This window comes from Inquilinus limosus MP06 (assembly GCF_000767795.1).
Taxonomy (GTDB): Bacteria; Pseudomonadota; Alphaproteobacteria; order DSM-16000; family Inquilinaceae; genus Inquilinus; species Inquilinus limosus_E.
Genome location: NZ_JANX01000156.1, coordinates 1 through 11,303 on the forward strand (window position 1 = coordinate 1; position 11,303 = coordinate 11,303).

Here is an 11,303-nt window from a genome sequence, read left to right on the forward strand (position 1 = left end):
CAGCACCCGCAGGATCGGCCGGCGGGCGCCGGCGATGGTGACCGTGGCGCCCCGGCGCCGGGCCTTGCGGGCGAAGCCCTCGATCGTCGCGGCGGCGGTGGAATCGATCACCGGCACCGCCGAGACATCGAGGACATAGGCCTTCGGCTGCTCGCCGATGCGGTCCAGCGCCGCCGCCACCCCGGCCGCGGCGCCGAAGAAGAACGCCCCGGAGATCCTGTAGGCGACGACATCGGGGTCGGTGGCCACCGCCGGGTCATAGGGCGCCCGGCCGTCACCATTCGCCGTGTCCGGCTGGTCCACCTGCACGGCGCGGGACATGCGGTGCAGGAACAGCAGCGCGCCGAGGCCGAAGCCGGTGAGGATCCCTTCCGTGAGGTCGCGGAACACCACCAGGCCGAAGGTCGCCAGCAGCACCACCGCATCGCCGATGGAGGCGCGGACCAGTGTGCCGAACTGGTGCTTCTCGGCCATGGTCCAGGCCACCACCGCCAGCACGCCGGCGAGGGCGGAGAGCGGGATGTAGGCCGCCAGCGGCGCCGCCGCCATCATGAACAGCAGCAGGAAGACCGAGTGCAGCATGCCCGACACCGGGCCGCGCGCCCCGGCGCGGACATTGGTGGCCGTGCGGGCGATCGTGCCGGTGACGCAGATGCCGCCGAACAGGGAGGAGCCGATATTGGCCAGCCCCTGCGCCACCAGCTCGCAGTTCGAGCGGTGGCGCCGCCCGCTCATGCTGTCGGCGACCACGGCCGACAGCAGGCTCTCGATGCCGCCCAGCAGGGTGAAGGACAGGGCGGCCGGCAGCATCTCCTGGATCCGGGCCCAGGAGAGGTCGGGCAGGCGCGGCGCGGGCAGGGAGGAGGGGACGCCGCCAAAGCGGCTGCCGATGGTCTCGACCGGCAGCTGCAGCGCGGCGGCGAGGATCGAGGCCAGGGCCACGGCGATCAGGTAGGACGGCCAGTGCGGCCGCAGACGGCGCAGCAGCAGGATGCTGCCGATCGACAGCACGGCGATGGCGACGGCCGCGCCGTTGGCGGTCGGCAAGGCCCGGCCCAGCGCCTCCAGCTTCGGGACGAACGGCCCCGGCTCCGGCCCGTCCAGGGTCAGGCCCAGCAGGTCCTTCAGCTGGCTGGCGAAGATGATGGTGGCGATGCCTGCGGTGAAGCCGACGGTCACCGGATAGGGGATGTATTTGATGAAGGTGCCCAGCCGCAGCAGTCCGATCGCCGACAGCATCAGCCCGGATAGGAAGGTTGCCACCAGCAGCCCGTCGACGCCGTGCTGCGCCACCGTCGCCGCGACCAGCACGATGAAGGCGCCGGCCGGGCCGCCGATCTGGAACCGGCTGCCGCCCAGGGCCGAGACGATGAAGCCGCCGATGATCGAGGCGTAGAGGCCGCGGTCCGGGGTGACGCCGGAGGCGATGGCGATCGCCATCGACAGCGGCAGGGCCACGATCGCGACGGTCAGCCCGGACACCGCATCGGCCTTGAGGTCGGCGAGGCCGTAGCGCTCGCGCAGCACGGTCACGAGCTTGGGCGTGAACAGCTCGATGAAGGACGGATCATGACTGCGAGCCACCATAAACCTCGACGCTCCCATCACCGCAGGGGCGGCGGGATCGTCGGGTCGGCCGGCGGTCGCCGTCGCTGAACAGCCTTGTCAGCCGGCCCGCCCTCCGGGCTACCGCGGGGTCTTGAACCGCACCCCGCGGCCGCCTTCGCGGCTGACCGCATGATCGCCGATCAGCTCGACCCCGGCGCGGTCGAACGCCTCGACCACCTTGGTCAGCGTGTCGACCACGCCGCGGACGGTGCCCTCGCTGGCCTCCATGCGCTGGATCGTCGGCAGCGACACCCCGGACAGCTCGGCGAGCTGCCGCTGGTCGATGCCGAGCAGGGCGCGGGCAGCCCGCATCTGGGCGGCGGTGATCATGCAGTTTCCTCTGACAAATCTAAGGTATCAGGCAGCAGATATGATGTCTAGAACATCAATATGGATGTTTCAGATCGATGCTTTGATGGTCCTGTCTCATCGCTTCCCATGAGCCGGCGGCGGGGCGCCATCCGATCATGCTTCCCGGTCCGGGGAAAGGCCGGAACGATCCTTCGGCACAGCCGCCACGTCAGGCTGTCGGGCCGAAGCGGACGGGTTGATTTGGACATTCATGATTTGTGAAAACTAAATATGCACATTTGGTGGTTGCCGATCAGCCTGCATGTCACCACGTTCCGCGCTCGCCGCCTGGGCAGGACCCCGGCCCGAACAAGCAGGTTGACGGATCCCGTGCACGCCACATCCTTCCATGCCATCCGCCGCCCCGACGGTGCGCGCGGCATCCAGCGCGCGGGGCACGCATGACCTCGACCTTCGACTTCGACTATTTCCTGTCGGCCTTCCCGCTGATCCTGCCCTACCTGCCGGTGACGCTGCTGATCGCCTTCAGTGCCATGGTCTTCGGCCTGGTCATCGGCACCGGCGCGGCGCTGGTGCGGATCTACCGCATCCCGGTGCTGCGGCAGCTGGCGACGCTGTACATCTCCTTCATCCGCGGCACGCCGCTCCTGGTGCAGATCTACCTCGCCTATTACGGCATCCCGAAGCTGCTGCAGTATGTGAATGCCGAGCTCGGCACCGGGATCGACGTCAACCGGGTGCCGGCGCTGGTCTTCGTCATCTTCAGCTGCGCCGTGAATGTCGGCGCGTACCTGTCGGAGGCGATCCGCTCGGCCCTGCTGTCGATCGACCGCGGGCAGGCCGAGGCCGCCTATTCGATCGGCATGACGCCGTTCCAGGCGATGCGCCGCATCATCCTGCCCCAGGCGCTGGCCGTGGCGCTGCCCAACCTGGGCAACAGCTTCATCAGCCTGATCAAGGACACCTCGCTGGCCTTCCTCATCGCGGTGGTCGACATCATGGCCGCGGCCAAGATCATCGGCGGCAGGTCGCTGCGCTTCTTCGAGCTCTACCTGGCGGTGGCGGTGATCTACTGGGTGATCTGCATCCTGGTCGAGATCGGCATGCGGCGCTGGGAGGCCTATCTGACCCGCGGCCGGCGGGACATCGCCGCATGATCGCGATCCGCGACGTCCGCAAGTCGTTCAAGGGCCAGGTCGTGGTCGACGGCATCGGCCTCGATGTCGACCGCGGCGGCATCGTCTCCATCCTCGGCCCCTCCGGCTCCGGCAAGTCCACCTTCCTGCGCTGCTTGAACCGGCTGGAAACGCCGGATGCCGGCACCATCGACATGTCCGGCGACCGCTACGACCTGGCGAAGCTGGACAGCCGCCGCCTGCAGTCGCTGCGCATGCGCATCGGCATGGTGTTCCAGAACTACAACCTGTTCCGCCACAGGACCGCGATCGAGAACATCCTCGAGGGCCTGCTGGTGGTGAAGCGCCTGCCGCGGCGCGAGGCGCAGGAGATCGCGGAGCATCACCTCGCTTTGATGGGGCTGGCCGACAAGGCGGCGCAGTACCCGTCCTCGCTGTCCGGCGGGCAGCAGCAGCGCGTGGCGATCGCCCGCACCCTGGCGATGGCGCCGGAGCTGATCCTGTTCGACGAGCCGACCAGCGCGCTGGACCCCGAGCACACCGGCGAGGTGCTGGAGGCGATCCGCAAGGCGGCTGGGCAAGGGATCCCGATGATCATCGTCACCCACGAGATGGGCTTCGCCCGCGAGATCTCGAGCCAGGTGCTGTTCATCGACGGCGGCCGTGTGATCGAGCAGGGCGACCCGAAATCGCTGTTCGGAAACCCGCAGCAGCAGCGCACGCGGGACTTCCTCAAGAACTATCTGCGGTCCTTCAGCTTCGACATCTGAAGGCCCGCCCATCATGGAGAGAACGATGCGTCACATTCTGGCCAAGGGCGCTCTGGCGGTCCTCGCCGTCCTGGCCCTGGCGGCCCCGGCGGGCGCGCAGGAGACGGTGCGGGTGGGGACGGAGGGCACGTATGCGCCCTTCACTTATCAGGACGACAGCGGCAAGCTGACCGGCTACGACGTCGAGGTGCTGCGCCTGGTCGAGGCCAAGGTGCCGGACCTGAAGTTCGAGTTCGTGCCGCAGCCCTGGGACAGCATGTTCCTGGGCCTGGAGGCGGGCAAATACGACGTGGTCGCCAACGAGATCTCGAAGACGCCGGAGCGCGAGACCAAGTTCCTGTTCTCCGACGTCGCCTACTTCCACAGCGGCTCGGCCATCATCGTCAAGAAGGGCGTCACCGGCATCCACAGCCTGGACGACCTGAAGGGCAAGGTGGTCGGCGCCGGCACGGGCAGCGAGCACACCAAGCTGGTCGAGAATTATCTCGCCGCCCATCCGGGCGCGTTCGAGATCCGCTACTATGACGGCAACGTCACGCCGGTGCTGCTGGACATCGCCGAAGGCCGGATCGACGCCCATGTCAACGACCCGATCGTGGCCAAGGAGCATGCCGACAAGCTGGGCCTGCCGGTCGAGGCGACCGGCGACCTGCTGGCCAAGGTCCCGTCCTATTTCGTGTTCCGCAAGGACGCCAAGGGCGAGGCCCTGAAGGCCAAGATCGACGCCGCCCTGAAGGAACTGAAGGCCGACGGCTCGCTGGCGAAGCTGTCGCAGCAATGGTTCGGGCAGGACTACACGGCGGACTGAGACGGGGCGGATGGGGCGTTCCGCTCGAGCTGACCGACATCTTCCACTCTCCCCCTCCCCCTGCGGGAGGGGGAGGATGAAGAGGCAGGTTCTCTCAGGTCTTACTGCGCCGCGGGCAGGTTCAGCGCCGCGGTCAGGTCGCCCAGCGGCGGGTTGCCGTTGGCGGCGATGGCCGCGTCGCGCGCCACGATGCCGGGCAGCACCGGCAGCCCGAAGCGGTGGGTGATGAAGCGCAGGATCGAGGTGGTGTCATAGGCGGTATGGTCGACATAGCCCTTCCTGGCGAAGGGCGAGATGATGATCGCCGGGATCCGGGTGCCGGGGCCCCAGCGGTCGCCCTTCGGCGGCGCCACATGGTCCCAGAACCCGCCATTCTCGTCATAGGTCACGACCACCAGCATGTGCGGCCATTGCGGGCTCTTCTGCAGATGGTCGATCAGCATGGCGAGATGGGCGTCGCCCGAGGAGACGTCGGCGTAGCCGGCATGCTCGTTCAGGTTGCCCTGCGGCTTGTAGAAGGCGACCTGCGGCAACGCGCCGGCGTCGATCGCCTTGACGAACTCGGACCCGTCCAGCCCGCCGTCACGCAGATGCTCCTGCCGTGCCGCAGTGCCGGGCGCGAAATTGGCGAAATAGTTGAACGGCTGGTGGTGATACTGGAAGGCCGGCACCGGCGTCTGATTGCCGTGGTCCAGCACCGACTGCCAGGCGCCGGAATACCAGGCCCAGCTGATTCCCTTGGCGCTCAGCAGGTCGCCGATGGTGATCTCGGTCTGCGGCGGCAACGTGGTCGGCGCCTTCGGGTCGGCCAGGGCCGGGTCGCCGCCCTCGGCCGGTTTGTTGGCGCTCGGCTGGTAGGGCGGCTGCATCGTGTTCACGGCGAAGAAATCGGGCGTCAGGTTGCCGTCGGCCACGAATTTCGGGATGCCATCCATCGCCGATTTCGGCGAGTTCGCGGCCAGGGTCAGGCTGACGCCATCCGGGTTGACCACCGCGATCGAGGGCTTGGCCGCGGCGGTGTCGGCGTCCGGATAGCGGGCGACGCAGGCGCAGGCCAGCCAGATGTGGTTCATGTACGAGCCGCCGAAGGCCCCCATGAAGAAATGGTCGGCCAGCGTGTATTGCTGGGCGATCTTCCACATCGCCATCTTCGAGCCGTCGAGATGGCCCATCACCTCGCTGCCGGCATCGGCCCAGGCGACGAACTTGTCGTTCCGGCCGCCGTCGATCTGCATCTGATTCTGGTAGAAGCGATGCCAGAGATCGTGGGTGATGGTGCCGACCGAGACGTTCAGCCCTTGCGGGTCATCCATCGCAAAGGGCGAGTTCGGCAGGTGTTCGGTCTGCGCCTGGGTCACCGGCGGCGTCACGCCCTTGGCGGTCAGCCCGTCCCACACCGGCGGCAGTTCCTTCAGCGCCGTGCCGTCGCGGTCCAGCTGGGTCTTGGACGTGTCCGAGGCATTCTCCAGCCCGTCGGCGCCCGGGAAGGCGCCGTAGAGATTGTCGAAGCTGCGGTTCTCGGCATAGATCACGACGACGGTGTCGATGGCGCGCAGCGCCTTGGTCTGGGCGGTGTCGGCGCTGCCCGGCGCGTCCGCGGCCAGGACAGGTGACGCGACCAGTCCGGCGGCGCCCGCCGCGAGGGCGGTGGCGATCAGTTTGTGCATGCGGCTCCCCATTGGCTCCCGGTGCGATGCCCGGTGGCTAGTCCCCTTCCGCGGGCCAGCACTCGCGCGAAGCGGGCTGTCGCTCAAGTGAAACTTTTTCGGCATAGATAGGCGTCTGCGGGCCGGCCTCGGCGCCGCGTCGCGCAGATCACGGGATGGCCGGAATGGCATTGCGAACGGGTCGCTGGTGGGTGGTGGGCGGCGGCCTGGCCGCGATGGCGCTGACGGTCTCCGCCGCCACGGCTGGAAGCCATCCGAAGGGCGGTCTTTCCCGTGCCGAGGTGCGCCGCCAGGCGGAGGAGCTGACGGCGCTGGGCCGTGCCATGTTCGTCGACCCGTCGCTCTCGGCCTCGGGCAAGCTGTCCTGCAGCTCCTGCCACGACCCGCAGCGCGGCTTCGGCCCGGCCAACGCGCTACCGGTGCAGATGGGCGGCGGCGACATGGCCAGGCCCGGCGTCCGGGCGGTCCCGTCGCTGACCTATCTCCAGGCGGTGCCGCCCTTCACCGAGCATTTCTTCGACTCGGAGGACGATTCCGACGAGAGCGTCGACAACGGCCCGACCGGCGGCCTGACCTGGGACGGGCGGGTCGACCGCGGCGCCGACCAGGCGGCGATCCCGCTGCTCTCGGATTTCGAGATGGGCAATGCCGGCCCCGACGAGGTCGTCGCCAAGGCGTTGGCGGCCGGCTACGGGGCGGCGCTGCAGCACATCTACGGCGCCGAGGTGCTGAAGGACCGCCAGGCGCTCTACGCCGGCATCCTCAAGGCCTTCGAGGTCTACGAGCAGGACGCCGCCAGCTTCTACCCCTACAGCAGCAAGTACGACGCCTGGCTGGCCGGCACGGCGACGCTGACGGCGCAGGAGGCGAGGGGCCTCGACCTGTTCAACGACCCGGCCAAGGGCAACTGCGCCGAATGCCATATCAGCCAGCGCGGCAATGACGGCACGCCGCCGCAGTTCAGCGACTATGGCCAGATCGCCATCGCCCTGCCGCGCAACATGCAGATCCCGGCCAATGCCGACCCGTCCTATTTCGACCTCGGCGTCTGCGGGCCGCTGCGCACCGACCTGAAGGACCGTCCGGAGTATTGCGGCCTGTTCCGCACCCCCAGCCTGCGCAACGTGGCGCTGCGCCAGACCTTCTTCCACAACGGCGTGTTCCACAGCCTGCGCGACGCCGTGGCCTTCTACGCGACGCGCGAGACCGACCCCGGCCGCTGGTATCCGCGCAACCCGGACGGCAGCGTGCGGATCTATGACGACCTGCCGGCCCGGTATGCCGAGAACATCAACCGCGACCCGCCCTTCGACCGGCATCTCGGCGACGCGCCCGCCCTGACCGAGGCCGAGATCGACGACGTCGTCGCCTTCCTGAAGACGCTGACCGACGGCTACAAGCCGCCGTCATAGGCGATCGGGCGGCGCGACACGGCGCCGCGCCGTCGATTGCCGCGCCCAACGGCCGGTCCCATATCAGCGGCGGAAGGGGATGCCCGCGGCAGCGGGCCCGACCGGAGAGCTGCAATGACACCCCAGGAACGCGAGCTGCTGACCAACCTGGTCGCCCGGCTCAAGCAGGCGCCGCCCGTCGAGAAGGACGAGGAGGCGGCGGCGATGGTCGCGGGCCTGGTCCGCGACCTGCCCGACACGCCTTACACGCTGGCCCAGACCGTGCTGATCCAGGACTACGCCCTCCACCAGGCTCAGGCCCGGATCGCCGAGCTGGAGCGCCAGGCCCAGCCGCAGCGTGGCGGTGGCGGCAGCTTCCTCGGCGCCACCTTCGGCAGCGCCGCATCCTCGCGCCCGCTGCCCCAGGGATATACGCAAGCGCCCCAGGCCTATACTCAGGCGCCGCCGGCCTACGCCCAGCCCCAACCGGGCCCGTGGGGTGGGGGCGGGCCCTTCACCCAGTCCTCCGGCCCGTCCTTCCTGCGCAGCGCGGCCGCCACCGCGGCCGGCGTCGCCGGCGGCGCGCTGCTGTTCCAGAGCATCGAGTCCCTGTTCGGCGGTCATGGCGGATGGGGCGGCCTCGGCGGCGCGAACTTCACCGGTCCGGCGCCCGGCCTGACCGAGACCGTGGTCAACAACTACTATGGCGACGCGGCCCCCGGCGCCGACGGCAACGACCTGCGCGACACCGACGCCGTGGTCCCGGACGATGGCGGGCAGGGCGTCACCGATGCCGACTACCAGGACGACGGCAGCCAGGACGATTTCGGCGGCGACGATTTCGGTGGCGGCGGCGACGATACGGTGGGTGTCTGAGTCTCCGATGCAGGTTGGGTTCGCGGCAGCGGACCCCACCTGCGTCACGTCTCCGCCAGGATCTCCTCCAGCCGGTCCAGCAGGGGCCGCTGCGCCTCCATCATCTTCTCCCGGGCGGCCGGCAGGTCGAACCACTCGGCCCGGTCGACCTCGGGAAAGGACTGGATCCGGCCGCTCCGCGGCGGCCATTCCAACTCGAACTCGATGCAGCGGATCCGGCTGGCGTCCAGGTCGCCGGCGGCGGCGAAGGCCGTGACCGTCTTGCCGCCGCGCTGGCGCACCTGGCCGAGCGGCAGCAACGGCCCCTCGGGCGCCGTGCCGGTCTCCTCGGTGAATTCGCGGCGGGCGGTCGCCTCCGGCGCCTCGCCGGGCTCCGGCTCGCCTTTCGGGATCGACCACGCGCCCAGGTCCTTGCGGCGCCAGAACGGGCCGCCGGGATGCGCCAGCAGGACCAGCAGCCGCCCCTCCGCGCGCTTGTACATCAGGATGCCGAAGCTCTCCGCCGCCATGGGGCCTCTATCGCCGGGGTCGGCCGCCGCCCAGTCGACGGCCTCCTCCAGAAGATAGCGCGCCAGCCGGTCGAGGCAGCCGCCCCAGCCCTCGCGGTGGCGGTCGCGGGCCGGCTCGTCGAAGAACTGCTCATGGGTCAGGATCAGCACGGTGCCGTCGCCGTCCGGCCGGAAGGTCAGCGTTACCTGGGACTCCCGCTCCGGCATGGTCCGCCAAGCCCAGCTGAACACCAGCCTCTCATTCGGCACCACCTCCTTGTACACGCCGCCGACATCGTGGCGCTCGCCGTCCGGGGTGGAGAAGGCGACATGATAGCGGCCGCCGGTGCGGGGATCGGCCTCGGCGCTGATGGTCTCGGCACCTTCCGGCCCGAACCAGCGTATTATTTTTTCCGGGTCGGTCCACGCTCCGTAGACCCGGGCGGGAGGGGCGGCGAGGCGGCGCCGGATGCTGAGGCTGGGCTTGGCGAGCACGATTCCTCCTCGACGAAGGCGGCCAGGCGGTCGAGCTGTTCGGACCAGAAGCGCTGGTATCGGCTCAGCCAGTCCATCGCCTGCTCCATCGGTGCCGCGGACAGGCGGCAGGTCACGGTGCGCCCGGTCTTGGTCCGCGTGATCAGCCCGGCGTCGGACAGCACGTCGAGATGCTTCATCACCGCCGGCAGCGACATGGTGAAGGGCCTGGCCAGCTCGCTGACCGAGACGTCCCGCTCCTCCCCCAGCCGGGCGATCAGCGCCCGGCGCGTCGGGTCGGCCAGGGCGGCGAAAGTGCGGTCGAGGGCGGGTTCTTGATAGTTAACCATCAAGTGAACTTTGCGTTTGCGGGGGGCTGGCTGTCAACCCATATGCGCCGGCATCGGGGGACAGGTCTATAATGCCAGACGTTTAGGTTGCTGCCCGCCGCCTACCGCACCCAGCGCCGGAAGCCCAGCCGCTCGACCAGCACCACCAGGCCAAAGGCGACCAGGCCCATCGCCGCGGCGATGAAGACGGCGGCGAACAGCCGGTCGGCCTGGTAGTTGAAGGTAGCCTGGATGATCAGCGCGCCGAGGCCGGCATTCGACCCGATCCACTCGCCGACGATGGCGCCGATGACGCTGCCGGTGGCGGCGATGCGCAGGGCGGTGAACAGCATCGGCAGCGACCGCGGCGCGCACAGCCGCCAGAAGCTCTCCCAGCCGCTGGCCGACAGCACCCGCATCAGCTCCCGCTCGTTCGGCGTCGCCAGGGTCAGGCCGCGGACCATGGCGATCAGGGTCGGGAAGAAGCAGATCACCGCCGCGATCACGATCTTGGGCAGCAGGCCCAGGCCGAACATCAGGATGAAGATCGGCGCCAGCGCCAGCACCGGGATGGTGTTGAGGAACAGCACGATCGGGAAGTACGCGGCGCGCACCGGCCGGCTGTAGGTGAACAGCACCGCCAGCAGCACGGCGACCGCGTTGCCCAGCAGGAAGCCCAGCGCCGCCTCCAGCGCCGTCGGCCCGGCATTGGCCAGCAGCAGCGCCCGGTCGGTCCACAGCTTGCCGAACACCGCGGCGGGGCCCGGCACGATGAAGGCCGGCACGCCCAGCGCCGGCACCACGAACTGCCAGACCAGCAGGATCGACAGCGCCCCCAGCGCCGGCCACAGGATGTCGGAGGGGCGGGTCATGCCTGGGGCTCCGCCGGCTCTTGCGGCACGGACCCCCCTCCCCCTAGCCCCCTCCCGCGAGGGGAGGGGGAACAACAGGGGGGAGGCGTTGGGAGCGGTGTCTGATGACATGAAAAAACGAGTCCCCCCTCCCCTTGCGGGAGAGGGGCAGGGGGAGGGGGTTCCCAACGCAAGAGCCGACGACGCCGTCATGCCGAAACCTCCGACCCCGCGGCCAGCAGCCGGCGGAGATGGGCACAGACCGCGGTCACCTCCGGCGCGTCGCGGTCGCAGCGGCCGTCGGAATCCTTCAGCGGCCGCAGGTCGACGATCTCCAGCACCCGGCCGGGATGGGCCGCCAGCACCAGCGCCTGCTGGCCCAGATACACCGCCTCGGCGATGCTGTGGGTGACGAAGACCACCGTGGTGCCGGTGCGGCGCCACAGCGCCAGCAGCTCGTCGTTCAGCCGGTCGCGGGTGATCTCGTCGAGCGCGCCGAAGGGCTCGTCCATCAAGAGTATGCGCGGGCGGGACAGCAGGGCGCGGGCGATCGCCACGCGCTGGCGCTGGCCGCCCGACAACTGGTCCGGCAT

General features: G+C 69.4%; 12 protein-coding genes. 5 read left to right on the plus strand and 7 right to left on the minus strand.

All coding sequences use genetic code 11. The features are described from left to right. On the minus strand, positions 1 to 1,587 hold a 1,587-nt coding region (locus P409_RS14310; RefSeq protein ID WP_034837748.1), incomplete at its 3' end, for a SulP family inorganic anion transporter. A 99-nt stretch (positions 1,588 to 1,686) separates the two neighbouring features. Further along, entirely contained in the window at positions 1,687 to 1,938 is a 252-nt protein-coding gene (locus P409_RS14315) for a helix-turn-helix domain-containing protein (RefSeq protein WP_034837751.1), read from the minus strand. Positions 1,939 to 2,360: 422 nt separating this feature from the next. On the opposite strand from P409_RS14315, the gene P409_RS14320 reads away from it, so the two are divergent. From P409_RS14320 to P409_RS14330, 3 genes are read left to right on the plus strand one after another with little or no spacing between them, the layout of a single operon-like run. Next, positions 2,361 to 3,077 carry an amino acid ABC transporter permease gene (locus P409_RS14320; protein ID WP_034837753.1) on the plus strand — a complete coding sequence of 239 codons (717 nt, stop codon included), beginning with the start codon at positions 2,361 to 2,363 and terminating at the stop codon, positions 3,075 to 3,077. Further along, the gene (locus P409_RS14325) at positions 3,074 to 3,826 is read left to right on the plus strand and encodes an amino acid ABC transporter ATP-binding protein (protein WP_034837756.1); all 753 of its coding nucleotides are present in this window, start codon (positions 3,074 to 3,076) and stop codon (positions 3,824 to 3,826) included. The genes P409_RS14320 and P409_RS14325 overlap by 4 nt, the downstream gene beginning before the upstream one ends. Positions 3,827 to 3,851: 25 nt before the next feature. Beyond that, entirely contained in the window at positions 3,852 to 4,634 is a 783-nt protein-coding gene (locus tag P409_RS14330; RefSeq protein ID WP_034837759.1) for a transporter substrate-binding domain-containing protein, read from the plus strand. A 101-nt stretch (positions 4,635 to 4,735) separates the two neighbouring features. Here P409_RS14330 and P409_RS14335 read toward each other — a convergent pair whose 3' ends face one another. Further along, complete coding sequence (locus tag P409_RS14335; RefSeq protein WP_152613375.1) at positions 4,736 to 6,301, minus strand: acid phosphatase; 1,566 nt, start codon at positions 6,299 to 6,301, stop codon at positions 4,736 to 4,738. A 164-nt stretch (positions 6,302 to 6,465) separates the two neighbouring features. On the opposite strand from P409_RS14335, the gene P409_RS14340 reads away from it, so the two are divergent. Together P409_RS14340 and P409_RS14345 are read left to right on the plus strand one after the other, a co-directional pair. Further along, on the plus strand, positions 6,466 to 7,713 hold the full coding sequence (locus tag P409_RS14340; protein WP_193366494.1) for a cytochrome-c peroxidase: 1,248 nt from the start codon (positions 6,466 to 6,468) through the stop codon (positions 7,711 to 7,713). 114 nt (positions 7,714 to 7,827) lie between these two features. Then, a complete protein-coding gene (locus tag P409_RS14345) occupies positions 7,828 to 8,568 on the plus strand; it encodes a DUF2076 domain-containing protein (RefSeq protein ID WP_034837761.1) in 741 nt (246 codons plus the stop codon). Positions 8,569 to 8,612: 44 nt separating this feature from the next. On the opposite strand, the gene P409_RS40745 is transcribed toward P409_RS14345, so the two are convergent. The 4 genes from P409_RS40745 to P409_RS14365 all read right to left on the minus strand — a co-directional run. Beyond that, positions 8,613 to 9,551, minus strand: coding sequence for an SRPBCC domain-containing protein (locus P409_RS40745; protein ID WP_238578693.1), 939 nt, complete (start codon positions 9,549 to 9,551; stop codon positions 8,613 to 8,615). After that, positions 9,461 to 9,880, minus strand: a complete 420-nt coding sequence (locus P409_RS14355) for an ArsR/SmtB family transcription factor (protein ID WP_034837765.1) — start codon at positions 9,878 to 9,880, stop codon at positions 9,461 to 9,463. Before P409_RS14355 ends, P409_RS40745 begins: the two co-directional genes overlap by 91 nt. A 101-nt stretch (positions 9,881 to 9,981) precedes the next feature. Continuing rightward, positions 9,982 to 10,731 carry an ABC transporter permease gene (locus P409_RS14360; RefSeq protein ID WP_034837770.1) on the minus strand — a complete coding sequence of 250 codons (750 nt, stop codon included), beginning with the start codon at positions 10,729 to 10,731 and terminating at the stop codon, positions 9,982 to 9,984. Between the two features lie 188 nt (positions 10,732 to 10,919). Next, positions 10,920 to 11,303: ATP-binding cassette domain-containing protein (locus P409_RS14365; RefSeq protein ID WP_034837775.1), on the minus strand; the 384-nt coding region annotated here is incomplete at its 5' end.